Raw genomic sequence first — 26161 nt, 5'->3', positions numbered from 1 at the left:
GCAAATGATGCGACACGTAAAACGGACTGGCGCGCTGCTTGGCTGCGCGCTTTTACTGGTAAGTTGCACTTCCAAACCACCTAAATCACTCGTAACCCCGCTGCCGCAGGCGAGACCTGTACAGCAGACTAAAGAACCCATGCGCGGGATCTGGCTGGCGACCGTCTCCCGTCTCGACTGGCCTCCCGTTTCATCGGTGAATGGCCGTAGCGCGGACCAGCGCATCGCCCAGCAACAGCGGGCGCTGACGGACAAGCTCGATAAGCTGAAAAATCTTGGGATCAACACCGTCTTCTTTCAGGTAAAACCGGACAGTACGGCGCTGTGGGCTTCTAAAATACTGCCCTGGTCAGATACCCTGACGGGGACTATCGGGGAAGATCCCGGTTACGATCCGCTTCAGTTTATGCTGGATGAAGCGCACAAGCGTGGGATGAAGGTTCATGCCTGGTTTAACCCATACCGCGTTTCCACCAACACGAAGCCGTCGACCATCGCCGCGCTTAACCGCACCTCGTCGCTTCATCCTTCGAGCGTGTACGTCCTGCATCCAGAGTGGATCCGCACCTCGGGGGATCGTTTTGTTCTCGACCCGGGCATTCCCGAGGTGCGGGACTGGATAACCCAGGTGGTGATGGAAGTGGTAAATCATTACCCTGTCGACGGCGTTCAGTTCGATGACTATTTTTACACCGAGACGCCGGGTTCCCCCCTGAATGATGCCTGGACCTTCAGGCGCTATGGCGAAGGATTTTCGTCAAAAGCGGACTGGCGTCGACACAATACGCAGCAGTTGATTGTGCAGGTCTCCAGGGCGATCAAGCAGGCTAAACCTGAGGTCGAATTTGGCGTCAGCCCGGCGGGGGTCTGGCGCAATCGCTCCTTCGACCCGGCAGGCTCGGACACGCGCGGCGCCGCAGCCTATGATGAATCCTACGCTGACACGCGCAAATGGGTACAGCAGGGATTACTGGATTACATTGCGCCGCAGATCTACTGGCCCTTCGCCCGCGACGCGGCACGTTACGATGTGCTGACAAAATGGTGGGCTGACGTGGTGAAACCGACCCACACCCGTCTGTATATCGGGATCGCGTTCTACAAAGTGGGCGCGCCTTCCAGAAACGAACCGGACTGGACGGTGAACGGCGGCGTACCGGAGCTGAAAAAACAGCTCGACCTCAATGATTCACTGCCAGACGTTAAGGGCACCATCCTGTTCCGTGAAGACTATCTTAACCAGCCGCAGACGCAGGAAGCAGTAAATTACCTCCGGGGACGCTGGGGTAGTTGACTGAAAAAAGGCAGAAACGTCCTGTTTCTGCCTTTCTTTTTACGGCTTCGGTCCGAACATTGCCTCAAGCTGTTTTGCGTCTGGCATACCCACGACCTGTTGCAGTTCGTTTTGCTCATTCAGGTAATAAATAGCCGGTGTGGCATTCGCGCCGAGACTGTCCATGAGCGTCTGGTGATTTTGCAGGATCTCAACGGTTTCCCGGGACGCCGCTCCTTCAGGTTTCGGCAGCTTTTTACCGCCGGACAGCTCGTACGCTTTCCAGGCCGACACCGGATCTTTCGCATTCAGGATCGCGGAGGCGTTACGCCCGCTGTTCGGGTTAAGAAACGCAACCAGCAGCGTGTTGAGCTGGACCTTGCCAGCCTTCACCCACGGCTGCGCTTCAGCCCAGATCTGCTTGCAGTACGGGCAGTACGGGTCGGCAAAGACGAAGACTTTGCGCGGGGCACTCTCCGCGCCCTCCTTCAGGGGATGCGCCGCATTGAGCTTTTTCCACATCTCGCGGCCCATCGGGGCGTAGATCTCTTTCTGGAAAAAGGCCTCGCTGAGGTTGGTTCCCTTCTCATCATACAGATAGCCAGACACGACGTGCTTTCCGTCAGGGGTCAGAAAGAGCGTCACGCCCATGTCCTGATATTGCCCCAGCCACGCTGGCGCGCCGCCGGGGGCGTCAATTTTCTTAATGATCTTGATGTCCTGCTGTTCACTGAAGTGCTTCACCACATCCGGAAGCGACTCCTCTGCGCTGACCAGCCCCGAAACCATCAGAGCAGAGAGTAACAGCACCTTTTTCTTTGCTAACCGTTGAAGCATAACGACCCCTCTAAAATATTGTTTTTCAGAGTGGTCGAAGTTTATTGCCCTGTCAACGCTTCATAAATATCCTTGAGGCGGCTACGCAAAAATCGCACGGCTTTGTGTTTGCGGGATAATAACGCCTGCACACTGTCGCCTGTTTCCTCTGCCAGCACCTTCATGCTGTAGCCCTCAAATTCCGTTTTTTCAAACACCTCGCGCTGAGGTGGCGGCAGTTCCGACAGGGCTTGCCCCAACTCTTCCCATAGCAGCATGTTGAGATACTCCTCTTCCGGCGTTTGCGGTACGCCGAATAACGTTTCTGCAATCTCCTGCTCCGGAAAGTCCTCGTCATCTGCTGTCAGGTACCCCGGCAGTGAAACCTCGTGCTTTTTTCGCGCCCGGTCGATCATCTCATTTCGTGTGGCGCGAAACAGCCAGGCGGCGACGTTCTCGACCGGTTGTTCCACTTTCATCAACTGCCAGGTCACTTCCTGAAGAATATCATCGACATCATCACGAACCGCAGTCCTTCCGCGAATGAAGGCTTTTAGCCGCGTGCGGCAGGCATTGAGTGCCGAGATCAGTAATGATTCCCCCGCCTCACCGGCTTTCATATCGCTCACTCGGCTTCCGGCGCTTTCGCACCGTTATCATCTCGTTTTTCATCCCGGCCATCGTGCCATCGGCAATGACCATGGCGACCAAATCCCGCCCGACGCTGCTGAATGAAGGCCTCACGTTGTTCGGGGCTCATATTCATCCATTGTTCGTGCATACGGCGGTGCGCACCGAACATACCGGGACGGAAACCCAGCCCACCGAAAAGAATGCGGCTCAGCAGCAGGATCCCCAGCGCCTGCCAGAAGCCAATGGCTTTAACCCCCAGGATGGCCGGGAGCAACGCGTTCCACAGGGACATGACCAGCAGGCCAAGCACCACGTACAGGACTGCGCCAATCACGATGCCCTTACCCATACGATGGCGGCCCAAGCCACGCCCGTGACCTTTTCCGTGCATATCAAAATTTCTCATGTGTGCCTCGTTTATGTTGAATGATTATGGTCTCTGATGAGGTAGACGGATGAGAAACAGAAATATTGCCGGGGAAAGAGAAAATTTATGTGATAGCGGCGTTGTATGGATAACAGTATTGGCTGAAGGAGATTGTGCAGCGGCTGAATACAAACATTAAAAAGGCTCCCTCGGGAGCCTCTCTGAACATCACGCCGTAGCAGGCAAACTAAAGCGCGAGATACTTTGGGACAGCTGCTGCGCCTGCTCCTCCAGCGAGGCCGCGGCGGCGGCGGATTGCTGCACCAGCGCCGCGTTCTGCTGGGTCACACCGTCCATCTCCGTTACGGCCTGCCCAACCTGACCAATCCCGCGGCTCTGCTCTTCTGAGGCAACCGAAATCTGTTCCATCAGCATATGCACTTTATTCACAGAGCTGATAATAGAATCAATCACCTCTCCCGAACGATTCACCAGTTCCGCACCGTTTTTCACGCTGGAAACAGACTGGGCGATGAGGCTTTCGATATCCTTCGCCGCCACCGCGCTTTTCTGGGCCAGTGTGCGCACTTCACTTGCTACCACGGCAAATCCTCGCCCCTGCGCGCCAGCACGCGCCGCTTCAACGGCCGCGTTTAGCGCCAGAATATTAGTCTGGAAAGCAATGCTGTTGATGACGCTGGTGATGTCCTCAATACGCTTCGAATTGGACGCGATAGTATTCATCGTTTCGATGACTTCACGGGTTACCGCTTCACCGGTATGGGCATTTTTCACGGCATCCTGCACCAGCTTACCGGCCTGGAAAACGTTGTCGGTGTTATTCGCCACCGTCGCGCTCAGCTCTTCCATGCTGGCGGCCGTCTGGGTCAGGGCCGAAGCCTGTTGCTCGGTACGGGAGGCCAGGTCGATATTGCCGGAGGCAATTTCCTGCGCCGCATGCGTCACGGTGTGGCTGGCATCGCGCACCTGAGAAATGGTGGAGAGCAGCGCCTGGCGCATCTGCTCCATCGAGGACATCAGGTGATCGATTTCATTCCCGGAATCACGCTTGATCGGTACCGGTACGTCCAGCTTCCCGGCCGCAATCTGGCGACAGTGCTCGCGCGCCAGGTTCACCGGCGCAAAGACCACGCGTTTCATCAGCAGGCTGACGGCGAAGATCACCACCACGAACAGCACCGCAATACTGGCGATAATAACCAGACCCGACACAAAATCATGGCTCGCCTCCTCGTTCAGCGTTTTGGCGTACTTCTGGTGAACGGAGAGAACCTGATCGAGCACAATTTCATATTGGCGATCGAGTTGAGACACCACGGGAATAAGAGCGTTGAACCGCGACACGTCGTGAGCGGCGGCAGCGGCGATGAGAGGCGCCAGTCCCTGGTTACGGTAGTTTTGCCACGCCTCCTGGTAGGCAGTGACCAGCGGGGCTTCGTCCGGCAAACGCGGCGAGGCCATAAACGCCGAAAATGCACTATCGGCTTTGGTCAGCGCCTCTTTAACCGAGGCCAGTTTCGCAGACGGGTCGGTAGCGTCCCCCGCTTCCACCATTTTCACATACTCCATAACCCTGACGCGCAGGGTTCGGCTGTGGTTAATGGGATCAATAATGGACAGAACCACCTGAATTTCTTTGTTCACATTATCCAGCGAAGTATTACTTTTAATGATGAGCCCAACGCTGGTGATAGTGCTGGCCACAAAGAAGAAAAGCAGGGAAAACAGGATAATCAGGGATGATTTTTTCAACGACATAACACACCTCAGGGATATAATTTCCCTTTGGTTATCGGCTGAATCCAATCTTTAATTAATTAAAGTTATAGATGTACCTCTCATACGTTACCCTGTCACTCCACGGCCTTGTATCGCCGTTGCAGGGTGGCATCCAGCTTACGCTGGATCGGCTCCGGCGTTTCCCCTTCAATCAGTTTGCCAATCAGATCAAAGCAGTGCCAGGCGAGCTGGCGGTTATCCTGACGAACGGTATCGACAGGAATGGTCAGAGAATCATAGAGATAGTGATCGTCAAAGCTGGCCAGACGCATATCGCTTTGCAGCAGATTATGTTGCCCCATATAGCGCAACACCCCTTCCAGCAGACCGCAGGCGGCGGTAAAAAGGGCTTTTGGCGGGCGGCCCAGGCGCGCGCAAAGCTCGGCAAACATTTCGTAGCCGGAGCTCGGATGGTAATTACCATGAATGATCCACTCCGGACGTAACTCGACGCCAGCGTCACGCAGCCCCTGCTTAAACCCTTCCAGACGGTCACGCGTCGGGGAAAGCCGCGGCTGGCCGCCGAGGAAGTAGAACTCATCCGGATGCTGGCGCGCGATGTCGGCCACCAGTGTGGCGGTTGGGGTAATTGAATCGGTGAGGACCAGCGGCAGAGTACTGTCGTTCATATGACGGTCAAAAAGCACAACGGGCAACTGTTCGCTCAGCTTTTGATAGTCCGCGTCGTTGAGCATGCTGGAGGCGACAATCAGCCCGTCCACCTGGCGGGCCACCATGTTATTGACCACCACCGTCTCCTGGCCCGGATTTTCATCGCTACAGGAGATCAGCAGCTGAACACCCGCCTCGCGGCAGAGGGTCTCCAGCTCATGAGAAAAAACGGCAAACCCGTAGTTGGTGATTTCTGGCACCACCAGACCAATGGTGTGGCTGCGGTTGTCCCGCAGCGAACGGGCGTGAATACTGGGCTGATAATGATGTTCTTTGGCAATCGCCAGCACGCGCTCGCGTGTCTCCTCCGCCACCCGAAGCTCTTTGCTGCGGCCGTTCAGCACCAGGCTGGCGGTGGCTTTTGATACCCCCGCGAGCTCCGCGATATCTTTAATGGTGACGCGTTTTGTTTTTCTCACAACGACTTAGATCCGGCTGCCAAAACCTCTATTCTATCATGCAGCTGCGCAGCGACCAGTAGCGTAATGTGATGTCGGACGCACCTTCGAAGCGTACCTGGGCCGGATGGTCAGGAAAATAGCGGCTGCTCATGACGCCTTCACCGTGATTGATGAAAATTTCGACGCTGGAACGGTCACACAGCACGCGTAAATGATGAACAGTGCCCTGCCAGTAGCGGGTCAGCGTGTCTGCGGTTTTCAGACTGGCGCGTTCCAGACGGATCCCCGCATCATCCACAATCAGTCGCAACGCGCCGGCAAAATCCACGTTCACGCACGAGGCGCTCAGTTCGAACTCAAGACGCGCTCCCGCCAGCACCGGGGCATCGCTGGCGCGTCCCTGCCAGTGGTGTTCATCCTCGCGCAGCGTTTCCAGCTCACGGACCGGGGTCTGCCAGAGCTTACCGTCGCGGTAGCGCAGCTCGCGAGGAAAGGTCATCTGGTGGATCCAGCCGTGCGCCCGCGTAGGCTGGAGCATCTCTTCGCCGTCCGGCACGCCCATCCAGCCGATGAGGAGGCGGCGGCCATCTTCTGCCACCGTGGTTTGCGGCGCGTAAAATTCGAATCCGGCGTCAAGCTCATGCAGCTCGCCGTGCGTAAATGCAGGCGTTTGATAATCAAAGGCCCCGCTCATCCAGACGGCCGGATAGGTGTTGAGATAGCGATGCGGTTCGCGCGCCAGCCCCTGCGGGCAGCAGATCAAGACGTGTGTGCCATCAAGCGCAAACAGATCCGGGCACTCCCACATATAGCCCGCGTCCGTGAGTCCGTTGACGCCGTGACCAGCGATTTCGCCGCAGGGCGCCCAGGTGTGTAAATCGGCTGACGTAAACAGCAGCACCTTGCCGCGCTTATGCCGATCCTGCGCCCCGAGCACCATGTACCACTGCCCGTCATGGCGCCACACTTTCGGATCGCGGACGTGCCCGGTATACCCGTCCGGCAGAGGCAACACCGGTCCCAGTTTGGCAAACGTGCCGTCGTCATTTTGCACCGCCAGACACTGCCAGGCGGTGCGGCCGCCATCGTCAAACTTAACGTTGCCGGTATAGCACAGGGTCAGCACGCCGTTGTTATCCACGGCGCTGCCGGAGTAACAGCCGTTGCGGTCATACTCTTCGTCAGGCATCAGCGCCATTGGCTCGTGCTGCCAGTGCACCAGATCTGCTGAGCTCCAGTGTCCCCAGCACTTGTAGCGATGATCGCAGCCCAGCGGGTTCCACTGATAAAACAGATGATAGCGTCCGGCAAACCAGATAAAGCCGTTCGGATCGTTCATCAGCCCCGTCACCGGCGCGGGATGCCACTGCGGATAGTGGCTGTCCGCCAGCGCACGCGGTTGGCCTTGCATCACGGCCTGCAATACGGCAGGCCAGCGGGAAGTTAAAGTCATTATTCAGAGTCCGTCTTATATTTCAGCAGCAGAGAGACGGTGAACGCCACGCCAAATGCAATCACCATGCCGATAATATAGTTGAGCAGCGAGCTGGCCTGAACGATAGCCATACCGGGAATCGCGGTCAGGCCAACGGCGGTCATGTAGACATGCACCGACACCACCCAGGCACCGCCCGCCGCACCACCGATCAGCGCCGCGATAAACGGCTTCACAAAACGCAGGTTGATGCCAAAAATTGCCGCTTCGGTGATGCCCAGCATCGCGGAAAACGCCGACGGTAAGGTAATGGCTTTGATTTTAGCATCGCGGGTTTTGAACCACACCGCCAGACACGCCCCGCCCTGCGCCACGTTCGCCATCGCCCAGATCGGCAGCAGGAAGTTAACGCCAATCGACGGATTACCCAGCAGTCCGGCCTCAATAGCGTGGAAGCTGTGGTGAATGCCGGTAATGACAATCACCGAATAGAGCCCACCAAACAACAGCCCGGCCAGCCAGCCCGCGTGGGCAATCAGGGTGCTAAGAATGAAGGAGATCCCGTCGCCCAACGCGCGTCCCGCCGGGCCAATAATCAACAGCGCGATAAAGCCGGAGATAATGACGGTCAGGAACGGCGTCAGGATCAGATCTAACGCATCCGGTATTGCCCGGCGCAGCTGTTTTTCCACAATGCTCATAAACCACACCGCCAGCAGCACCGGGAAGACGGTTCCCTGATAGCCAATCATGGCGATTTCAAGACCGAAGAAGTTCATGGTGTGGAAGCCGGACGCTACGCCCCAGGCGTTGGTCAGCGCCGGATGAGTCAGGATGCCGCCGAGCGTTGCCCCCAGATACGGGTTGCCGCCAAACTCCCGCGCGGCGGTGAAGCCAATCAGGATCGGCAGAATAATAAACGCCGCCGAGCTGCACATATCCAGCATGATATAGAGCGCGTTATCCGGATTACCCCAGCCGTAGGTTTTAACCATCCCCAGCAGGCCCATCAGCAGACCCGAGGCCACGATCGCCGGGATAATCGGCACGAAGATGTTGGAGAGCAGACGCGCGATACGCTGGAACGGGTTCAGCTTGCGGGCCGCAATATCCGCCGCTTCCGATTTACTGGACTCGCTAATTCCTGCCGCCTGAATAAACGCGGCGTAAACCTTATTCACCACCCCGGTGCCGAAGATCACCTGCATCTGCCCGGCGTTGCGAAAACAGCCTTTCACGCCTTCAACCTTGCCGATAGCCTGCTGGTCGGCAAGCGCATCATCGACCAGCACCAGACGAAGGCGCGTGGCGCAATGTGCCGCGCTGGCAATGTTCTCTTTGCCACCGAGCAGCGGAATCAGCTCGCGCGCAATATGATTAAAATCCATAGATACCTCTTCCTGACCTCTTTTTATGGTGTTTGAAACGCCCCCGCGATGCGGGAGCGTGAAGGGTTAAAACCAGGTTTCCATCTGCACCCCAAAGTTCCATTCCCCGCCCGCGTTAAAGCCGCTGCTGCCAAAGGCGTCATCGCTGGCGTAGTTATCCAGCTTGCTGCTCCAGTCCATCCAGGTGGCGAACAGACGCAGCTCCGGACGGCTGAAGAAATCGCCAATCTTGCCCGCCTTTAACGTCGGCGCGAAGGTCAGCTTGTAGAAGCTACCGTTAACCGCATTGCGATCCTTGTAGCCTTCCGGGCTTAAATCCATGTACTGATAGCTGCCCTCGAACGCGAGGGCGAAATTCTGGGTCACCTCTTTGATCAGACGCGTGTTGAGCGTGACCCACTCATAGCTGTCGCCCTTCACGTAGCGGTCCTTACTGCTTTGAGCCAGCACGGCGGGCGCAATGTGCCAGCCACCGCCCAGAGGCGTGACACCGTAACTAGCAAAACGCCAGGTATCGGCTTCTGACAGCAGCGCGCCGTCTGAACCAATGCTTTTCACCTCGGCGCCCAGACCGTGGCCGTAAAGGAGCGCCGTTTTGGCGGAACCTTCCCGCAGGCCGTAGAAGCTCTCGTTATGCAGACCAACCAGCGCATGTACTCCGTTATTGGCCGCGTCGGTTTTAATCGGATCGCCGTTGCTGTCCTTACGGTCGTCGTTATCTTTTGCCCGTAAGCCGCTGACCATCATCTGCACCGGCCCGGCGAAGTGATTCATGCTGAGGATGTAGTTCTGAACGTTGTTGTCGATCTCCTCTTCGCTGCCGAAGTTACGGCCATAAAGGGAGAAGTTACTGCGCAGCGTATCGTTCCACTTCACGTCGTAGACGCCGCCACCGGTCCCGGCGAGAAATACCACGTCGGAATCCAGCCAGTGAATGTCGAAGTTGTCGCGGTCAAAACGCTTACCCGCCCAGAAGGTGCTGCCCTTCAGCGCGCCGGTAAAGTCCGGCAAATTGCCCAGCTCGGCAAAGGCCTGACGAATGTTCAGGTCGCTGCTGTCTGCCGACCAGTCGTTATAGGTTTTCTGACCGTCGGCCAGCATCGCCTTAAAGCGCGTCGTCGCGCCATTCTCCAGCGTCTGTTTGTGCTCAACATTCAGCTCAACGTAGGTATCCGCTTCGTTCCCCAGACGCCCGATGGCCCCGCCCGTTTCCCCGGCGGGCGTCAGATAAGGGCCGCTTTTGCTGCTGGAGGCCGCGTCGTTCATCAGCAGGCCGGAACGGGCGTAACCGTGAAATTCAAAACCGCCTGTCCGGTCGGCTTTTTCTTCCAGCATCGTGGTGCGTTGCGCCACCGCCTGTGTGGAGGTTTGCGCTTCCTGCTGCGCAGCCACCAGCTGCTGCGTTTTCTGTTCCGCTGCCGTGGCGCGCTTTTCAGCAACCTGCGCGCGAGTTTCCGCCTCCTGCAAACGCTGCTCCAGCGCCGCCAGGCGCGCTTCGATACGGGTCATATCCGTCTGGGCAAAAACAGAGGTACTGCCGGCCAGCATGCCTATCATCACGGCAAGTCTGCGTTTTTTATACATTTTGTCGCATCCCTAATAACTATCGGTGAAAGTGCTAAATTGCTAAACCGGTTTAGGCTGGTGATACTAAACCGTTGAATTTTAGATCGGCAATGTTTTTTGCTAAACCGTTTTAGTAAGTGTGATCGAGGCGACAATTCAGGCCGCCGAATGGTGGCCTGGAGAGGTGAATTACAGTTCGTGATGATAAGGCAGCGCGGTCATTGCCCCTTTTGCGGTTGTCGCCAGCGCCCCACAGCGCTGCGCTAACGTGATGACCTCTGAGAGACGGGCCTGGCCATAACGTGCCAGACCGAACAGTAGCCCTGCGACGAAAGCATCCCCCGCGCCAGTGGTATCAATGCATTCCACGGGTGATGCAGCATAGTGTGTCAACGCGCCTTCCTGCCAGGCGGTGACGCCCTCTTTTCCCTGCGTTACCAGCACCAGCCTGGCCGGACAGGTGCGCATCAGCGCCGCCAGCCCCTCATGGACCTGCGCATTTCCGGTTAAGAACGCCAGCTCTTCCACCGAGATTTTCACCACATCTGCACAGGCTAATGCCCGCTCAAGACACTGACGCAGCTCGACTTCATCGTGCCAGAGATCGGCGCGGATATTGGGGTCAAAGCTGACGAATCCCCCCGCCTGTCTGATCGCGGCCATCGCCTGAAACGTCGCGGAACGGCTGGGTTCGGCGCTGAGCGCGATAGAGCAGACGTGCAGCCACTCCCCGGCGCGGAATGACGGGAGGTCGGCGGCGTCGAGGAACAAGTCAGCGCTCGGGCGAACCATAAAGGTAAAGGAACGTTCACCGTCGTTATCGAGATCCACCACCACCGTGGAGGTGCGATGCTGCGGGTCCAGCCGCAGCCATTCTGTATTAACCTGCTCATCCGCAAGCGTTTTTTGCATAAAATGCCCGAAGGGGTCGTCGCCCACCCGGCCTATAAAGGCGCTTCTGCCGCCCAGACGCGCTACCCCTACCGCGACGTTGGCCGGTGCGCCGCCAGGACATTGCAGCAGTTTGCCCTCTCCGTCGGGCAACAGATCCACCACTGCATCGCCAAGTACCCAGATCGTCTCCATATCACCTTCTTAGCTAAATCATGTTAAACCGGTTTAGCTATTTAAGCACAGGCAGGGTGTCGGGGAAATATGGCGAGGGAAAATTTGCTTAACCCACCCGATGGGGCCAGTGGATATCACCCACGCCATTGAGCTGCGGGCGGGCGAACAAAAAGCCCTGGAAGCGGCGAATACCGGCGTATTCAAGCCAGCACCACTCTTCTATCTTCTCAATGCCTTCTGCGACCAGCGTAATCTCCAGATCGGTGCAGCAGCTGATTATCGACTTCACAATCGCCTGCTTGGGCCCGCTCAGGTGGATATCGCTGACGATCTCTCTGTCGATTTTGAGTTTATCCGGCTGGAACCGCGTGAGCAGCGAAAGACCAGCATAGCCGGAACCAAAATCATCTATCGCCAGCCCAACCCCTTCCGCCCGCAGCTGTTTAATCGCGCTGTTAAACTGGTTGAAGCCTGAGATCATCTCGTTCTCAGTGACTTCAATGATCACCTGCTCCGGCTGTAGATTGTGCTTTTTGATCTGCGTTACCAGGAACTCTACCGCGCCCGGCACGTTAACCAGCGACATTGGCAGCAGGTTCACCGCCAGTTTGTGGCTGCCGATGCCGAGCTTTTGCGCCAGCGCAAAGGTCCAGGCTTTGGTTTGCAGGTCGACTTCGTAAATCAGTTCACGATCGAGACTACGGAAGAAATGCTCCGGGCTGCCGCCGTCGTTTCCGCGTATAAGCGCTTCGAGAGAACTGATCTTGCCTTCGGACGGCTCGACAATGGGTTGCAGCGCAAACTGGCAGGGCTGTCCCGCCAGCAGACCTAACCCTTTACCAAACGGCGCGCGCTCTCGCGAAAGCGTCCATTTATCGGGCTCATAGTCCGAAGCGGGTGGGATAGCGGTTTTACCGGTGATAAAGGTCTGAATGAATTTGAAGACCCGATCCTCAGAAGTCAGATAACTTTCCAGCTTGCTGTAATGCAGAACCGACGCCAGAACCGCTTTCGGGGTCTGAACGTCCAGGTCAAACAGCAGCATTCCCACGTCTTCGAAACGTCTGCGCGGGCCGTAATCGCGCATCAGCTCCACTACGCCGGTATGCCGGTCATCCGCACGGATGGAGTTAAAAAGCGCGACGACGCGCTGTTCCGTGCCTTCGAGAATTTGCAGAACGTCACGTCCACGGGAGAGAAGAATGCCTGAGATGCCCTGCTCCGTGTTACGGATCCTGGCCTGTTCAACCAGCGCGCTTAACGCTGCGGGGGTGCAGGTTAAGCTAAGCTGGCTTCGATAAATGAGAGTTGTCAGCACAGAAACGGGGTCCGGTATGGGGTATACGCCTGAACGGTACTGTTTAACACAGTTCCCCGGTGTGACCTAATCTATTCCACGTCGGGCTTAATTCTCCCCGATACGGCTGTCGATCCTCGTCTGCATATAGTCGTAGAACGGATTCGACGTCACGCGCATCAGCGCATCTTTGCCGACGCTCAGAACCGATGTTTCTCCCCACAGGGCTATCGTCCCGAGGCTGATACCGTAGCGGTTTTTCACCGCAGGATGGCGGCCATACAGATCGTCATCAGGCGGGAACGGAATAGCAACATGCGACAGGGAATAAACCTCCTGCGGATACGCGACCGACAGCGGCATCACCGTTTCCCGGGTGCTGCCCGCTGGCGTTGTCTTTGCCACCATATCAAACCTGTCGGGGCTGGCATTGGTCACAATTATGACACTGTAACGTCTTTTTGCCTCCGGTAGCAGGTCAGCCACCGCCGTCCAGGATGATGGCCTGAACAGTGGACGGAAACTCCCGGCCTGGTTGATATTAAAAACCACCAGTTCGCTGCCGTTTGCCGGAAGCTGGTCAAACAGCCCGCTGACCACGGCGCGGGTACTGACCGTTGAATCCATGACCGACTGGAAAGCAAGTATCGGCGGAAGCTGCGCCAGTTTGTGATCATGAACATCGCGGTTTATCTGCTCATGCAGCGCCTGGGTAAGCAGCCAGGACTGACGTGCCGCATTCACCGGGAACGAATTGTATTTATAAGGATTATATTCCGGCGAAATGTTGAGCCACGCGGCTTTGGCAAACGCCGGTAACATAGCCGGTAGCCCGGCGAATCCGGCAAAGCGCGCAAACGCCGTGACGCCAATCATCGGTGAGAGCAACACGATCTGCTCAGGTTGACGCAGTGCAGGCGCATCAAGGGCGTCGAGGGCATATTTCATCGCCAGCGCCCCGCCGTTGGAGTAGCCCACCAGATGCAGGGGGAGATCGTTCCCCGTCAGGCGTGTCGCTTCACGAACCGCGAGGCGCGTTGCCGCCAGCCACGCCTCCCAGTCAACGTCTGTCAGCGCGCCCGGTGCCGTGCCGTGTCCGGGCAAACGAGGCACTACGGCCACAAAGCCGTGCTTTTGATAATTCTCTGCCAGATGCCTGACGCTGTAGGGCGAATCCGTCAGACCGTGCAGCAATACCACCCCCCCGCGCGGCTTTCCGGCAGGCATCAGCACGAACGACCGGTTTGCATCCGGGGAAAAGTGTCCTGGCCACACCAGGCTCTGGCGGTAATAACGGTTCAGCGGCGTGCGCTCTGCGGGGGTGACTTTCGCCGTCACCTCAGCGTCGAGAGCGGTGAAGATGGCGTTTTCCCGCGCGACATACGCTGCGAAGGTCGCGTTATCCATCTCCTGCACAGACATTTCATCAGCCCGCCAGGTGTGCCAGTGATGCAGGGCTGGCCCCTGCTGCGAAAGATAAACCCGCACCGAAAGCAGAACGAGCACAATGATCCCGATGACCATCGCTATTTTTTTTGCGAGAGCCATCAGGCGCACGCTGACCCGCCAGGGCAAATTCGCCATGTAAGGCTCCCTCTTTTTTCCCAGAGCTTTCATCTTACCAAAAAATGTGAAGAGGCTGACGTATTCACCAAATAGATACCCTTCAGCCTGCACACTGCACCAAAAGTGAACTACGCTGCACAAATGTTGATCACATGTTAAACAAATATTGCATTAACTTTGCTGCACAGCGCGTTTTCGCCGCAATGTGAACATGGCACGCGTCCTGCATTGTTAATCCGGTAACAGAAACCCGGCCTTTGACAGCCAGTTAACAGCGAGGCGGTATGACGACCAAACCTGAGGTGTTGAGCCGTATCGAAGCGACCTTTAGCCAGCTCACCCCGAGCGAAAAACGGGTGGCAAGCTGGATGCTGGCGCACGTCGGGCAGATCCCCTTTGAAACGGCAGAGAGCGTGGCGCTGGCCACGGCCACCAGCGGGATCACCGTCGGACGCTTTCTGCGCAAGCTGGGCTATCGCAACCTGGACGACGCCAAAAAAAGCCTGCGCGATCCCCACCAGCCCTGGGGCATTAACGAGCGTCTCGACTCCTGGAAGCAGCAACAGCCGCTGTCGGATCGCCTTCAGAACTCCCTGTCGCTGGAGGTGGACGCCATTGCCCATGTCTACCAGCTGGCGCAAAGCGAAACGTTCAGGCAGGTGGTCCAGCAACTTACCCATGCCGACGCCGTTTTCGTGCTGGGGATCCAGTCCACGCGCGGGATCGCCAATGCGTTCTTCAGCCATCTGGAGTATCTGCGCCCGCGGGTGAGCTATTCAGAAGGGCTCTCCGGTAGCTGGGTGGAGTCGCTTAACTCCGGCTTTGCGAACCCGTATATCGTGCTGACGGATACCCGCGCCTACTCCGCCATTGCCCGCCAGTACTGCCGCGTGGCGAGCGAAAAAGGCCTGGCGATGGCGCTGATCACCGATATCTGGTGCCCGTGGGCGCGGGATTACCCGATTGATTTACTCCAGGTGAAGACCGATACCGGCCATTTCTGGGATTCGCTGGCGCCGGTGAGCTGTCTGTTCAACCTGCTGCTGTCGGGCGTTGTGGAGGCGCTGGGGGATGCGCTGCCGGAACGTCTGGCAATCAACCGACAACTACAACAAGAGTTTGGTCAATTTGAACGCTAAAGGAGCGGAGCTATGCCTGAAGAGAGTCAACTGATTGATGTGGCGAAAACCTTTCCCACGCTGCATATCGATCTGAAATACGCGACCGCCGATAACATCACTGGCCGCCCGATCTACCAGCACGCCGCGTGCCTGTTGCATACGGATGCCGCCACCGCGCTGGCGAAAGCGATCGGCATCGCCGCGCTGGCCGGTCTGAAGCTGGTGGTTTACGACGCCTACCGCCCCCAGCAGGCGCAGTCGCAACTCTGGGATGCCTGCCCCAATCCGGAATACGTGGTGGATGTCGCAATTGGCTCTAACCACAGCCGGGGCACCGCCATTGACGTCACGCTGATGGATGAAAACGACAACGTGCTGGATATGGGTGCCGGGTTTGACGAAATGCACGACCGTTCTCATGCCTGGCACCCTTCCGTTCCGCCTGAGGCGCAGCGAAATCGTCTGCTCCTGAACGCCGTTATGTACGGCGGCGGTTTTGTGGGCATCAGCAGCGAATGGTGGCATTTCGAACTGCCGAATGCCGCCAGCTACCCGCTGTTAGATGACCAGTTCGCCTGTTATCCGACCACACACTCACTGTAATTCTGGAGCCCCGCCATGAAAACAACGCTGCTTACAACCCTGATTGCCGCTACGCTCGCCCTGAGCGCCCCTCTCGCGCTGGCGGCGGTGCCAAAAGATATGCTGGTGATTGGGAAAGCTGCCGATCCGCAAACGCTGGATCCGGCGGTCACTATCGATAACAACGACTGGACGGTGACCTACCCCTCGTACCAGCGTCTGGTGAAATACAAGCCTGGCACCACGGAGGTGGAAGGCGATCTGTCGACGGGCTGGAAGGCGTCTGACGACCAGAAAGAGTGGACGTTCACCCTGGCAGATAATGCAAAATTCTCCGACGGCACGCCGGTGACCGCCGAAGCGGTCAAGCTGTCGTTTGAACGTCTGCTGAAAATTAACCAGGGACCTTCCGAAGCGTTCCCGAAAGATTTGAAAGTGGACGCGGTGGATGAGCATACGGTGAAATTCACCCTCAGCCAGCCGTTCGCCCCGTTCCTCTACACGCTGGCCAATGACGGCGCGTCGATCGTCAACCCGGCGGTGCTGAAAGCCAATGCCGCCGACGACGCACGCGGTTTCCTGGCGCAAAACACCGCGGGTTCCGGACCGTTTATGCTGAAAAGCTGGCGGAAAGGTCAGCAGCTGGTGATGGTGCCCAACCCACACTGGCCGGGTGAAAAGCCGCACTTCAAGCGTGTCTCGGTCAAGATTATCGGTGAAAGCGCCTCGCGTCGCCTGCAACTTTCCCGTGGCGATCTGGATATCGCCGACGCCCTGCCGGTGGATCAGCTTGCCGCTCTGAAGCAGGAAGGCAAAGTGGCCGTGGCGGAATACCCGTCCCTGCGGGTGACCTACCTCTATCTGAACAACAGTAAGCCTCCGATGAATCAGGTGGATTTGCGCCGCGCGGTCTCCTGGGCGACCGATTATCAGGGGATGGTGAAAGGCATTCTCAGCGGGAACGGCAAGCAGATGCGCGGCCCGATCCCGGAGGGCATGTGGGGCTTTGATGCGAACGCCATGCAGTACAGCTTTGACGAGGCCAAAGCCAAAGCGGCGCTGGAGAAAGTCAACGATAAACCGGCCAGCCTGACGTTCCTCTACTCCGATAACGACCCGAACTGGGAGCCTATCGCCCTCTCCACGCAGGCGAGCCTGGGCAAGCTGGGGATTAACGTCAAGCTCGAGAAACTGGCGAACGCCACCATGCGCGACCGCGTCGGCAAAGGTGATTATGACATTGCGATTGGTAACTGGAGCCCGGACTTCGCTGACCCGTACATGTTCATGAACTACTGGTTCGAATCGGACAAAAAAGGGCTGCCGGGTAACCGCTCATTCTATGAGAACAAAGAGGTCGATGCGCTGTTGCAGGCGGCACTGAAAACCACCGATCAGGCGGAGCGCACCAAAGATTACCAGCAGGCGCAGAAAGTGGTGATTGACGAGGCGGCTTACGTTTATCTGTTCCAGAAGAACTATCAGCTGGCGATGAACAAAGAGGTCAAAGGCTTCACCTTTAATCCGATGCTTGAGCAGGTCTTTAACATCGCCACCATGAGTAAGTAACGGCCCACGCCGGGGGAAAGTGTATGACGTTCTGGAGCATTGTGCGCCAGCGCTGCTGGGGGTTAATCCTGGTGGTGGCCGGTGTCTGTATTATTACTTTTATTATTTCACACCTGATCCCCGGCGATCCGGCCCGCCTGCTGGCCGGTGACCGCGCCAGCGATGAAATCGTGCAGGGCATCCGCCAGCAGCTGGGGCTGGATCAACCGCTCTATATTCAGTTTGGCCGCTATGTAGAGGCGCTGGCGCATGGCGATCTGGGCACATCCATTCGCACCGGTCGCCCCGTTGCGGAAGATTTGAAAGCCTTTTTCCCCGCCACGCTGGAACTGGCCTTCTGCTCTTTGCTGCTGGCCCTGGTGATTGGCGTGCCGCTGGGCATTTTATCGGCGGTGTACCGTAACCGCTGGCTGGATCACCTGGTGCGACTGATGGCGATGACGGGCATCTCGACGCCTGCCTTCTGGCTGGGACTGGGTGTTATCGTTCTGTTCTACGGGCAACTGCAAATTCTGCCCGGCGGCGGCAGGCTGGACGACTGGCTCGATCCGCCCGCCCACGTTACCGGTTTTTATCTGCTGGACGCTCTGCTGGAAGGCAACGGCGAGGTGTTTTTCAACGCCCTACAGCACCTGATTCTCCCCTCCCTGACCCTGGCCTTTGTGCATCTGGGTATTGTGGCGCGTCAGGTACGTTCCGCGATGCTGGAGCAACTGAGCGAGGATTATATTCGTACCGCCCGCGCGAGCGGGTTGCCGGGGTGGTACATCGTGCTGCGCTACGCCTTACCCAACGCCATGATCCCCTCCATTACCGTGCTCGGGCTGGCGCTGGGCGATCTGCTGTACGGGGCAGTCCTTACCGAAACCGTGTTTGCCTGGCCGGGAATGGGAGCCTGGGTGGTGACCTCCATTCAGGCGCTGGACTTCCCTGCCGTCATGGGCTTCGCGGTCGTGGTATCGCTGGCCTATGTCTTCGTCAATCTGGTGGTGGATCTGCTGTATCTGTGGATCGACCCGCGAATCGGGCGCGGAGGTGCCGAATGATGTTAACTCAGGAAACGCCCGTCCCTGTCAGCACCGCTAAACAGCGCATTAACTGGGCAAAGCTATTCTGGATGTTACGCAAAAGCCCGCTCACGCTGATCGGCGGGGTGATTATGATCGTGATGCTGCTGATGATGATGGTCTCGCCGTGGATAGTCCCGCACGATCCGAATGCGCTGGATCTGACCGCGCGATTGCAGGCGCCTTCAGCCCAGCACTGGTTTGGCACCGATGAGGTGGGCCGGGATCTGTTCAGCCGCGTGCTGGTGGGCAGCCAGCAGTCCATCACGGCGGGGCTGGCGGTGGTGGTGATTGCGGGCGGCATCGGTTCTCTGCTCGGCTGTTTGTCCGGCGTACTCGGCGGACGCGGCGACGCCATCATTATGCGTATCATGGACATTATGCTCTCCATCCCCTCGCTGGTGTTGACGATGGCGCTGGCCGCCGCGCTCGGCCCAAGCCTGTTTAACGCGATGCTGGCGATTGCGATTGTACGCATTCCGTTTTACGTGCGGCTGGCACGCGGGCAAACGCTGTTGGTGCGCCAGTTCACCTACGTGCAGGCCGCCCGCACCTTTGGCGCATCGCGCTGGCACCTGATCAGCTGGCATATCCTGCGTAACGCCCTTCCGCCGCTGATCGTACAGGCGTCGCTGGATATCGGCAGCGCCATTCTGATGGCCGCCACGCTGGGCTTTATTGGATTAGGCGCGCAGCAGCCGACCGCCGAATGGGGCGCGATGGTGGCCGTGGGGCGTAACTACGTGCTTGACCAGTGGTGGTACTGCGCGTTTCCGGGGGCGGCAATTCTGATCACGGCGGTTGGGTTTAATCTGTTTGGCGATGGTCTTCGCGACCTGCTGGATCCCAAATCAGGAGGGAAGCAGTCATGAGTGATTCCGTATTATCGATTGAAGATTTGCATCTGAGCTTCCCCATTTTTCGCGGTGACGTCCACGCGCTCAACCACGTCTCGCTGGAGATTGGCCGGGGTGAAATTGTCGGCGTGGTGGGCGAATCCGGCTCGGGAAAATCGGTCACCGCGATGCTGGCGATGCGCCTGCTGCCGGAAGGCAGTTACCATGTTCACCATGGCCGGGTCACCCTGCTCGGGGAAGATGTCCTGAACGCGTCGGAAAAACAGCTTCGTCAGTGGCGCGGCGCCAGGGTGGCGATGATTTTTCAGGAGCCGATGACGGCGCTTAACCCTACGCGCCGGATTGGCAGACAAATGGTGGAGGTGATCCGCCAGCATCAGTCGCTTTCCCGCCGCGACGCGCAGCAGAAGGCGATCGCCCTGCTGGGCGAGATGCAAATCCCGGATGCGGCACAGGTGATGGATCGCTATCCGTTTGAGCTTTCCGGCGGCATGCGCCAGCGGGTGATGATCGCCCTTGCCTTCTCCTGCGAGCCGGAGCTGATCATTGCCGATGAGCCGACCACCGCGCTGGACGTGACCGTTCAGCGTCAGGTGCTGCGGCTACTGAAACACAAAGCGCGCGCCAGCGGGACGTCGGTGCTGTTTATCAGTCACGATATGGCGGTGGTGTCGCAGCTTTGTGACCGGATGTACGTTATGTACGCGGGCAGCGTGATCGAAAGCGGCAGCACGCAGACTTTGATCCACCATCCTGTACACCCCTATTCGATTGGCCTGCTGCGGTGTGCCCCGGAAAATGGTGAACCGCGCGAGATCCTCCCGGCCATTCCCGGCACGGTACCTAACCTCAGCCACCTCCCGCGCGGATGTGCCTTTCGCGAACGCTGTTTTGCTGCCGGGGCGAAATGCAGCGAAACGCCGCGCTTAATTTCCACGGGCGCAGAAGGCCAACAGGCTGCCTGCTGGTACCCACAACAGGAGAGACGACATGTCTGAGGTACTGCTGGAACTGGATAGCGTGCATGTGAATTTTCCTGCGCGCAAAAACTGGCTGGGGCGCGTGACGGAGCAGGTACACGCCCTCAACGGCATGGATCTCCGGATCCATCGCGGCGAAACGCTGGGCGTTGTGGGGGAATCCGGCTGTGGAAAGAGCACGCTGGCGCAACTGCTGATGGGCATGCTCAAACCGATTACAGGTGCCTGTCAGCGCGCAAATGCGGCAGGCGGTATGCAGATGGTATTTCAGGACCCGCTCTCGTCCCTCGATCCGCGTTTACCCGTCTGGCGCATAATCACCGAGCCGGTGTGGATACAGCAACGCCGCAGCGAACGGGAGCGTCGTCAGCTGGCTGAGACGCTGGCGCAGCAGGTGGGCATTCGAGCAGAATATCTTGACCGCCTGCCGCATGCGTTTTCGGGCGGACAGCGCCAGCGCATCGCTATCGCCCGGGCGCTCTCTTCAGATCCTGACATCATCGTGCTGGATGAACCCACCAGCGCGCTGGATATTTCTGTCCAGGCGCAGATCCTCAATTTGCTGGTTGCCCTGCAACAGCAGCGAAATCTGACCTACGTACTGATCTCGCACAACGTCTCGGTGGTCCGGCACATGAGCGACCGGGTGGCAGTGATGTATCTGGGGCAGATCGTGGAGCTGGGTCCGGCGGACCAGGTGCTGAGTCAGCCGCGGCATCCGTATACGCAGCTGCTGCTTGACTCCGTTCCCCGTACCGGAGAACCGCTGGACGAAGATCTGGCATTACGCAAAACCGATCTTCCCGGTAATCGCCACCTGCCCGTTGGCTGCTACTTTCGCGACCGCTGCCCGCTGGCGATGCAGGGATGTGAACGGCCGCAGCCGCTTCAGCCCGCAGCCGAAGGCCGAAGCGTACGCTGCTGGCGTAACCGCTAGATTTGCGCCATCCCGCCATCGACAAACAGCTCCGTGGCGTTAATAAAGCTGGCGGCATCGGACGCCAGAAACGCCACGGCTTTCCCGACTTCGCCCGGCGCGCCCAGGCGACCCAGCGGTACCTGGGCCGCCAGCGCATCGTATAATCCCTGACGCTGTTCTTCGGGAACCAGATCGCCAAGACCGGGCGTTTTCACGGGGCCAGGGCTGACGACGTTGACGCGTATCCCGCGGCCCTGTAAGTCCAGCGCCCAGGAGCGGGCAAAGTTACGCACGGCGGCTTTACTGGCGCTGTAGACGCTAAAATTCGCCGTCCCCTTAATCGAAACCGTCGATCCGGTGAGGATAATGGATGAACCAGATGAGAGCAGCGGCAGCGCTTTCTGGACGGTGAACAGCACGCCGCGCACGTTGGTGGCAAAAATCCGGTCAAACTGCTCTTCGGTGATAGCGCCCAGCGGCAGCATGTCGCCGCCCCCGGCGTTGGCGAACAGAATATCGAGTCGTCCTTCTTCTTTAGCAATCTGCGCGTAAACCGCATCCAGATCGGCCATTCTGGAGACGTCCGCGCGGATAGCTACCGCCGCGGCGCCAATGTCTGCCCGGGCAGCATCCAGTTCGGCCTGACGACGTCCGGTGATATAGACCTTCGCTCCCTGCGCCGCCAGCTCCTGTGCCGTTGCGAGACCAATACCGGTGCTGCCACCGGTCACCAGAGCGATTTTTCCTGCAAGCGTTGTATTCATACTCATAACCTTTGTTGTGATGTAAAAGAGGAGCGTTTGCCCGCGTCAGGCAGACTTTAGACCTTGCGGGATTAGCGATAAACGGGCAAAAATGAAAATGAATTTTCACAGCAGGAAATAATCAGAGGAGATCTATGTGGATCAGCTAATGGCAATGCGTGCCTTTACGCGGGTGGTTGAATCCGGAAGCTTTACCCGAGCGGCAGACTCCCTGAACATGCCGATAGCCACGCTGAGCAAGCTGGTAAAATCACTTGAAGCGCACCTGGAAACACGGCTGCTGCATCGCACGACGCGCCGGGTGGTCACGACGGCAGAAGGCATGGAATACTACGAGAAAGCGCTACGGGTATTAATTGATATAGAGGACATTGATACCGCCTTTCGCGCATCGTGCTGCACGCCCAAAGGCCATTTGCGTATTGACGTGGGGGGCTCAACCGCCCGGGACGTGCTGATCCCCCTGCTGCCGGATTTTTTTCAGCGCTACCCGGATCTGCGCATTAACCTGGGGGTAGCCGATCGTCCGGTAGATTTAATCAGCGGAAACGTGGACTGCGTGATCCGCGGCGGCGCGCTGGATGACTCTTCGCTTATCGCGCGGCATATCGGTGATGCCGGGATGATCGCCTGCGCGGCGCCGGGCTATCTTAAAGCTCACGGCATCCCTGCCTATCCGCAGGAGCTGCGCAACGGCCATAAGCTGATTAGCTACCTTTCCCCGGTTACCGGACGCGCATTTCCGTTCCGCTTCCTCGACCGGGGTGAGCCGCTGGAGATCAGCGTACCGCACCATCTTGGGGTCAATGAAAGCAACGCACATCTGGCCGCGGCGCTGGCGGGTTTAGGGATTATTCAGACGTTTGGCTATGCTGCGAGAGCGCATCTGGAAACGGGCGCGCTGGTACAGATCCTGAGCGACTGGCGTCCTAAGGCGTATCCTTTTCACGTGGTCTATCCCCAGAGTCGGCATTTAACGCATCGCCTGAGAGTGTTTATTGCGTGGCTTGCCGAGGTTTTCCCTGCGGCAGTGAAAGGTTAGCCGGGCATTTGCCCGGCCTGATATCAGTTCAGTTTGTAATCCAGCGTGATTTCGGCTTTCAACAGCTGCGATACCGGACAACCCGCCTTCGCTTTCTGAATAATGCCGTCGAACTGCTGCGGATCGATACCCGGTACCGTCACCTTGCTTTGTAGCGCCACTTTGCTGATGGCAAAACCGCTGTCGGTTTTATCCAGCGAGACATCCGCCGTGGTATCGATGGAATCGGCAGTATAACCCGCTTCGCCCAGCATTAGCGACAGGGCCATAGAGAAACAGGCCGCGTGCGCTGCGCCAATCAGCTCTTCCGGGTTAGTCCCTTTTTCGCCCTCGAAGCGGGTGTTAAAGCCGTAAGGTTGCTGGTTAAGGACGCCACTCTCTGTTGAGACCGTCCCTTTGCCGCGTTTGATGTCGCCAGACCAGTGTGCTGAACCGTGCTTATGAATCGTCATTCTTGCTCTCCTTTTGGCTTACAAAGGGATAAGTATAGGACGCATAATCCATTTTGCAGGGAAGACAGACTAGTCCGAGCGCGTGGCAAGGTGGTTTGCAAGTGCATCCAGGAACACACGCTGCGCCGCAGGCTGATAGTCTCGCGACTGATAAATACCAAAAATACCGATCGGTTTTGGCGTAAAGGCGCCGAGCACCGGCACCAGGCTGCCCTGCCGTAGCGCCGCGTCGGCCTCGCGCTCGGGCAGCATGGCAATACCACAGTGGTTTATCGCCGCCTCCATCAGCAATGACGAGATACTGGCGCTGAGATTGCCGCTGACCGCCGTCGTGACCGACTCCCCTTCTGGCGTCAAAAAACGCCACGACTGACCGGCAAAAAAGCTGTAATGCAGGCAGTTGTGCCGGGATAAATCCTCCAGCTGCTCTGGAACGCCCCGACTGGCAAGGTAGTGCGGCGAGGCGCAAAGTACGGACCGACACTCTCCCAGTCGGCGGGCGATCATGCCCGGTTCAGGGTTATCGGTGATGCGGATCGCCACGTCAATTCGCTCGCCCACCAGACTTACCGGATGATTGTTAACATCCAGCTCAATGCGCAGCTGAGGGTAACGCTGCAACAGATCGGGCAGCACCGGAACGATAATATGCATCGCCGTAAAGTGCGCGCAGGCGACACGAAGCGTGCCTGAGGGTAAATTCTTCACTGACTGATCTTCAATTTCCTGAGAAATTTGCGAGAGCGTGCGGGTCTTTTGCAGGACCTTCTCCCCCGCAGCCGTCAGCGTCAGCTTGCGGGTGGAGCGGTTCACCAGCCGCGCCCCGGCCCACTTCTCCATCTGCTCCAGATAACGGCTCACCATCGGACGGGAGATCCCCAGCGCCCGCGCCGCCGCGCTTAAACTCCCCAGCTCACAGATGCGGTTGTACACCTGGGCGGCAATAACGCGATCCATTTTGACCTCCATTTGCTCGATTTATGAAACTAAGCATCTCCTGTTTCAGGAATTCTGGCAAATGAAGAGATCCGTACAATAGAGACTTTCCTGAAGAACAGAGACATGACCATGACTATCGCCCGCCTTGCTTTGCTGACAACCCTTTTCACTCCGGCCGTCTTTGCCGCGCCGTTGACCGTTGATACGTACAACCCGCAGGAAAAAGGCATTTTTGCCGTCTCATCCACCCTGGTATCTGGGCCGAAAGAGGCAGTGCTGTTTGACGCGCAGTTCAGCGTGAAGGATGGCGAAGCGCTGGTAGAAAAAATTCGCCACAGCGGTAAAACGCTGAACAAAATCGTGATCACCTCCGGCGATCCGGATTTCTATTTCGGCCTGCAACCGCTGGTGAAAGCCTTCCCTAATGCCAAAGTTGTCGCCACGCAACAGGTGGTGGACCATATCAGGGCCACAAAAGACGCGAAGCTCGCCTTCTGGGGGCCACAGATGAAAGACGGCGCGCCGTCACAGCTCTACGTGCCGCAAGTGCTTGCCTCAACCACCTTTATGATTGATGGTGAAAGAGTGAATATTGAAGAGCCTGAGAGCTATGCGGCGTACGTCTGGATCCCATCCGCAAAAACCATCCTCGGCGGCACGGGCGTCTCGTGGGGTATTCACGTCTGGACGGCGGATACCCAAACGCCGGAAAGCCGCAAACAGTGGCAGCAGACGCTGGATAGCATGGCAGCCCTTAAGCCCGAACACGTTATTCCGGGCCACTACCTTGGGACACCGCCAGCGGGTACCGGCGCTATCGACTTTACCCGTCGCTATCTACATCAGTTTGAACAGGCCCTCATGACACATAAAGCGTCAACCGGCGTCATTAGCACGATGAAAAAACAGTGGCCGAATCTGGCGGAAGCCAGTTCGCTGGAATTGAGTGCCAAAGTGAATACCGGCGAAATGAAGTGGTAATATCCTGATTATCTCCTGCTATATTTAAATTTTTTATAGCAGGAGTTTACTATGCCATCGTCAGTAAGGGGCATCGACCATATCGGTATTACGGTGCCCGACATTGAAAAAGCCACCCTATTTTTTGAACGCGCTTTCGGCGCACAGGTTTTATATCATTCTGTCGATGCGGAAACCGATAATATTGATCAGGCCGCCCAACAGCACACCTTAAAATTATTTCCCGGCACAAAAATTCACGCCATTCGCATGCTTGTTATGCCCCATGGACCCGGCATTGAACTTTTCGAAATGCATGGCCCTGAACAGGGAATGCCCGCCCGCGCCAGCGACTTTGGCCTCCAGCATTTTGCTGTTTATGTTGATGATTTTGATAAGGCGATAGCCGCTTTCACCGCTGCCGGCGGGGAGATGTTTACCGCGCCAAAGCCGCTCACGTTTCCGGATGAGCAAGGTGAAGGGAATGCTTTCTGCTATGGACAGACCCCCTGGGGCAGCATTGTGGAATTGATCTCCTGGCCGACGCCCATGCCTTATGAAAAAACGACAAATTTACGCCGCTGGAAACCCTGAATTTTATTTGTGTGCCAGGAGAGATGATATTTT

At 57.6% G+C, this 26161-nt stretch carries 25 protein-coding genes and 1 pseudogene; 12 read left to right on the top strand and 14 right to left on the bottom strand.

Annotated elements, in window-relative coordinates:
• Window positions 1-4 precede the first annotated feature (4 nt).
• Window positions 5-1294, top strand: coding sequence for a glycoside hydrolase family 10 protein (locus ACOTX4_RS17165; RefSeq protein ID WP_045333053.1), 1290 nt, complete (start codon window positions 5-7; stop codon window positions 1292-1294).
• A 39-nt stretch (window positions 1295-1333) separates the two neighbouring features.
• On the opposite strand, the gene dsbG is transcribed toward ACOTX4_RS17165, so the two are convergent.
• From dsbG to ACOTX4_RS17110, 11 genes are all read right to left on the bottom strand, one after another.
• Window positions 1334-2110 carry a thiol:disulfide interchange protein DsbG gene (dsbG, locus tag ACOTX4_RS17160; RefSeq protein WP_045333054.1) on the bottom strand — a complete coding sequence of 259 codons (777 nt, stop codon included), beginning with the start codon at window positions 2108-2110 and terminating at the stop codon, window positions 1334-1336.
• Between the two features lie 41 nt (window positions 2111-2151).
• Window positions 2152-2718 carry an RNA polymerase sigma factor gene (locus ACOTX4_RS17155; RefSeq protein ID WP_045333055.1) on the bottom strand — a complete coding sequence of 189 codons (567 nt, stop codon included), beginning with the start codon at window positions 2716-2718 and terminating at the stop codon, window positions 2152-2154.
• Window positions 2715-3128, bottom strand: a complete 414-nt coding sequence (locus ACOTX4_RS17150; RefSeq protein WP_045333056.1) for a hypothetical protein — start codon at window positions 3126-3128, stop codon at window positions 2715-2717. The genes ACOTX4_RS17155 and ACOTX4_RS17150 overlap by 4 nt, the downstream gene beginning before the upstream one ends.
• A gap of 189 nt (window positions 3129-3317) precedes the next feature.
• Window positions 3318-4868: a methyl-accepting chemotaxis protein gene (locus ACOTX4_RS17145; RefSeq protein WP_045333057.1), complete on the bottom strand. Its 1551-nt coding sequence runs from the start codon at window positions 4866-4868 to the stop codon at window positions 3318-3320.
• Window positions 4869-4963: 95 nt separating this feature from the next.
• Window positions 4964-5980 carry a LacI family DNA-binding transcriptional regulator gene (locus ACOTX4_RS17140; RefSeq protein WP_003857087.1) on the bottom strand — a complete coding sequence of 339 codons (1017 nt, stop codon included), beginning with the start codon at window positions 5978-5980 and terminating at the stop codon, window positions 4964-4966.
• A gap of 28 nt (window positions 5981-6008) precedes the next feature.
• Window positions 6009-7415 (bottom strand): sucrose-6-phosphate hydrolase, encoded by a 1407-nt coding sequence (locus ACOTX4_RS17135; protein ID WP_045333058.1) that lies wholly within the window; start codon window positions 7413-7415, stop codon window positions 6009-6011.
• Window positions 7415-8785: a sucrose-specific PTS transporter subunit IIBC gene (locus ACOTX4_RS17130; RefSeq protein ID WP_045333059.1), complete on the bottom strand. Its 1371-nt coding sequence runs from the start codon at window positions 8783-8785 to the stop codon at window positions 7415-7417. Before ACOTX4_RS17130 ends, ACOTX4_RS17135 begins: the two co-directional genes overlap by 1 nt.
• Before the next feature lie 66 nt (window positions 8786-8851).
• Window positions 8852-10369 (bottom strand): carbohydrate porin, encoded by a 1518-nt coding sequence (locus ACOTX4_RS17125; protein WP_032609240.1) that lies wholly within the window; start codon window positions 10367-10369, stop codon window positions 8852-8854.
• Window positions 10370-10540: 171 nt separating this feature from the next.
• A complete protein-coding gene (locus ACOTX4_RS17120) occupies window positions 10541-11437 on the bottom strand; it encodes an aminoimidazole riboside kinase (protein ID WP_032609241.1) in 897 nt (298 codons plus the stop codon).
• An 88-nt stretch (window positions 11438-11525) separates the two neighbouring features.
• Window positions 11526-12737: a diguanylate phosphodiesterase gene (locus ACOTX4_RS17115; RefSeq protein WP_045333061.1), complete on the bottom strand. Its 1212-nt coding sequence runs from the start codon at window positions 12735-12737 to the stop codon at window positions 11526-11528.
• 87 nt (window positions 12738-12824) lie between these two features.
• Complete coding sequence (locus tag ACOTX4_RS17110; protein WP_063937599.1) at window positions 12825-14300, bottom strand: alpha/beta hydrolase; 1476 nt, start codon at window positions 14298-14300, stop codon at window positions 12825-12827.
• Window positions 14301-14566: 266 nt separating this feature from the next.
• On the opposite strand from ACOTX4_RS17110, the gene ACOTX4_RS17105 reads away from it, so the two are divergent.
• The 8 genes and pseudogenes from ACOTX4_RS17105 to ACOTX4_RS17070 all read left to right on the top strand — a co-directional run bounded on the left by ACOTX4_RS17105 (window position 14567) and on the right by ACOTX4_RS17070 (window position 21438).
• Window positions 14567-15421: a MurR/RpiR family transcriptional regulator gene (locus tag ACOTX4_RS17105; RefSeq protein ID WP_022651219.1), complete on the top strand. Its 855-nt coding sequence runs from the start codon at window positions 14567-14569 to the stop codon at window positions 15419-15421.
• A gap of 12 nt (window positions 15422-15433) precedes the next feature.
• Entirely contained in the window at window positions 15434-16006 is a 573-nt protein-coding gene (gene ddpX / locus ACOTX4_RS17100; protein ID WP_063937601.1) for a D-alanyl-D-alanine dipeptidase, read from the top strand.
• A gap of 15 nt (window positions 16007-16021) precedes the next feature.
• On the top strand, window positions 16022-17554 hold the full coding sequence (locus ACOTX4_RS17095; RefSeq protein WP_003857078.1) for an ABC transporter substrate-binding protein: 1533 nt from the start codon (window positions 16022-16024) through the stop codon (window positions 17552-17554).
• A 23-nt stretch (window positions 17555-17577) separates the two neighbouring features.
• The gene (locus tag ACOTX4_RS17090; RefSeq protein WP_003857077.1) at window positions 17578-18600 is read left to right on the top strand and encodes an ABC transporter permease; all 1023 of its coding nucleotides are present in this window, start codon (window positions 17578-17580) and stop codon (window positions 18598-18600) included.
• The gene (gene ddpC / locus ACOTX4_RS17085) at window positions 18597-19493 is read left to right on the top strand and encodes a D,D-dipeptide ABC transporter permease (protein ID WP_003857076.1); all 897 of its coding nucleotides are present in this window, start codon (window positions 18597-18599) and stop codon (window positions 19491-19493) included. The genes ACOTX4_RS17090 and ddpC overlap by 4 nt, the downstream gene beginning before the upstream one ends.
• A complete protein-coding gene (locus ACOTX4_RS17080) occupies window positions 19490-20476 on the top strand; it encodes an ABC transporter ATP-binding protein (RefSeq protein ID WP_022651223.1) in 987 nt (328 codons plus the stop codon). The genes ddpC and ACOTX4_RS17080 overlap by 4 nt, the downstream gene beginning before the upstream one ends.
• Window positions 20469-21371, top strand: a pseudogene (locus ACOTX4_RS17075) (oligopeptide/dipeptide ABC transporter ATP-binding protein); the annotation flags it as partial. The gene ACOTX4_RS17080 and the pseudogene ACOTX4_RS17075, both read left to right, overlap by 8 nt.
• Window positions 21328-21438 carry a hypothetical protein gene (locus ACOTX4_RS17070; protein ID WP_349861263.1) on the top strand — a complete coding sequence of 37 codons (111 nt, stop codon included), beginning with the start codon at window positions 21328-21330 and terminating at the stop codon, window positions 21436-21438. The pseudogene ACOTX4_RS17075 and the gene ACOTX4_RS17070, both read left to right, overlap by 44 nt.
• Here ACOTX4_RS17070 and ACOTX4_RS17065 read toward each other — a convergent pair.
• Entirely contained in the window at window positions 21392-22141 is a 750-nt protein-coding gene (locus ACOTX4_RS17065; RefSeq protein ID WP_003857073.1) for an SDR family oxidoreductase, read from the bottom strand. The two genes, ACOTX4_RS17070 and ACOTX4_RS17065, sit on opposite strands and share 47 nt — an antisense overlap.
• 136 nt (window positions 22142-22277) lie before the next feature.
• Between ACOTX4_RS17065 and ACOTX4_RS17060 the strand changes: the two genes are divergently transcribed.
• Window positions 22278-23183 (top strand): LysR family transcriptional regulator, encoded by a 906-nt coding sequence (locus ACOTX4_RS17060; protein ID WP_045333064.1) that lies wholly within the window; start codon window positions 22278-22280, stop codon window positions 23181-23183.
• 23 nt (window positions 23184-23206) lie between these two features.
• On the opposite strand, the gene ACOTX4_RS17055 is transcribed toward ACOTX4_RS17060, so the two are convergent.
• Window positions 23207-23635, bottom strand: coding sequence for an OsmC family protein (locus tag ACOTX4_RS17055; protein ID WP_003857069.1), 429 nt, complete (start codon window positions 23633-23635; stop codon window positions 23207-23209).
• 69 nt (window positions 23636-23704) lie between these two features.
• Window positions 23705-24592, bottom strand: coding sequence for a LysR family transcriptional regulator (locus ACOTX4_RS17050; protein ID WP_074167744.1), 888 nt, complete (start codon window positions 24590-24592; stop codon window positions 23705-23707).
• 111 nt (window positions 24593-24703) lie between these two features.
• Between ACOTX4_RS17050 and ACOTX4_RS17045 the strand changes: the two genes are divergently transcribed.
• Both ACOTX4_RS17045 and ACOTX4_RS17040 read left to right on the top strand, forming a co-directional pair.
• Window positions 24704-25555, top strand: a complete 852-nt coding sequence (locus tag ACOTX4_RS17045) for a Vmh family MBL fold metallo-hydrolase (protein ID WP_032666370.1) — start codon at window positions 24704-24706, stop codon at window positions 25553-25555.
• A gap of 51 nt (window positions 25556-25606) precedes the next feature.
• Window positions 25607-26128, top strand: coding sequence for a VOC family protein (locus tag ACOTX4_RS17040; RefSeq protein WP_003857065.1), 522 nt, complete (start codon window positions 25607-25609; stop codon window positions 26126-26128).
• Window positions 26129-26161: the final 33 nt, after the last annotated feature.

Origin of the sequence: Enterobacter cloacae complex sp. IR5459 (genome assembly GCF_049238005.1) — a bacterium.
Lineage (GTDB): Bacteria > Pseudomonadota > Gammaproteobacteria > Enterobacterales > Enterobacteriaceae > Enterobacter > Enterobacter hormaechei_C.
Note: the sequence above shows the minus strand (reverse complement) of the source record. Positions and strands in the feature narration are given on the sequence as shown.

What these genes read in the sequence shown, in the direction of transcription:
- ACOTX4_RS17065 (WP_003857073.1), bottom strand. Translation starts at nt 22,141, where the DNA reads ATGAATACAACGCTTGCAGGAAAAATCGCTCTGGTGACCGGTGGCAGC.
- ACOTX4_RS17125 (WP_032609240.1), bottom strand. Translation starts at nt 10,369, where the DNA reads ATGTATAAAAAACGCAGACTTGCCGTGATGATAGGCATGCTGGCCGGC.
- ACOTX4_RS17150 (WP_045333056.1), bottom strand. Translation starts at nt 3,128, where the DNA reads ATGAGAAATTTTGATATGCACGGAAAAGGTCACGGGCGTGGCTTGGGC.
- dsbG (WP_045333054.1), bottom strand. Translation starts at nt 2,110, where the DNA reads ATGCTTCAACGGTTAGCAAAGAAAAAGGTGCTGTTACTCTCTGCTCTG.
- ACOTX4_RS17145 (WP_045333057.1), bottom strand. Translation starts at nt 4,868, where the DNA reads ATGTCGTTGAAAAAATCATCCCTGATTATCCTGTTTTCCCTGCTTTTC.
- ACOTX4_RS17040 (WP_003857065.1), top strand. Translation starts at nt 25,607, where the DNA reads ATGCCATCGTCAGTAAGGGGCATCGACCATATCGGTATTACGGTGCCC.
- ddpX (WP_063937601.1), top strand. Translation starts at nt 15,434, where the DNA reads ATGCCTGAAGAGAGTCAACTGATTGATGTGGCGAAAACCTTTCCCACG.
- ACOTX4_RS17055 (WP_003857069.1), bottom strand. Translation starts at nt 23,635, where the DNA reads ATGACGATTCATAAGCACGGTTCAGCACACTGGTCTGGCGACATCAAA.
- ACOTX4_RS17095 (WP_003857078.1), top strand. Translation starts at nt 16,022, where the DNA reads ATGAAAACAACGCTGCTTACAACCCTGATTGCCGCTACGCTCGCCCTG.
- ACOTX4_RS17050 (WP_074167744.1), bottom strand. Translation starts at nt 24,592, where the DNA reads ATGGATCGCGTTATTGCCGCCCAGGTGTACAACCGCATCTGTGAGCTG.
- ACOTX4_RS17105 (WP_022651219.1), top strand. Translation starts at nt 14,567, where the DNA reads ATGACGACCAAACCTGAGGTGTTGAGCCGTATCGAAGCGACCTTTAGC.
- ACOTX4_RS17130 (WP_045333059.1), bottom strand. Translation starts at nt 8,785, where the DNA reads ATGGATTTTAATCATATTGCGCGCGAGCTGATTCCGCTGCTCGGTGGC.
- ACOTX4_RS17165 (WP_045333053.1), top strand. Translation starts at nt 5, where the DNA reads ATGATGCGACACGTAAAACGGACTGGCGCGCTGCTTGGCTGCGCGCTT.
- ACOTX4_RS17120 (WP_032609241.1), bottom strand. Translation starts at nt 11,437, where the DNA reads ATGGAGACGATCTGGGTACTTGGCGATGCAGTGGTGGATCTGTTGCCC.
- ACOTX4_RS17045 (WP_032666370.1), top strand. Translation starts at nt 24,704, where the DNA reads ATGACTATCGCCCGCCTTGCTTTGCTGACAACCCTTTTCACTCCGGCC.
- ACOTX4_RS17080 (WP_022651223.1), top strand. Translation starts at nt 19,490, where the DNA reads ATGAGTGATTCCGTATTATCGATTGAAGATTTGCATCTGAGCTTCCCC.
- ACOTX4_RS17110 (WP_063937599.1), bottom strand. Translation starts at nt 14,300, where the DNA reads ATGGCGAATTTGCCCTGGCGGGTCAGCGTGCGCCTGATGGCTCTCGCA.
- ACOTX4_RS17135 (WP_045333058.1), bottom strand. Translation starts at nt 7,415, where the DNA reads ATGACTTTAACTTCCCGCTGGCCTGCCGTATTGCAGGCCGTGATGCAA.
- ddpC (WP_003857076.1), top strand. Translation starts at nt 18,597, where the DNA reads ATGATGTTAACTCAGGAAACGCCCGTCCCTGTCAGCACCGCTAAACAG.
- ACOTX4_RS17090 (WP_003857077.1), top strand. Translation starts at nt 17,578, where the DNA reads ATGACGTTCTGGAGCATTGTGCGCCAGCGCTGCTGGGGGTTAATCCTG.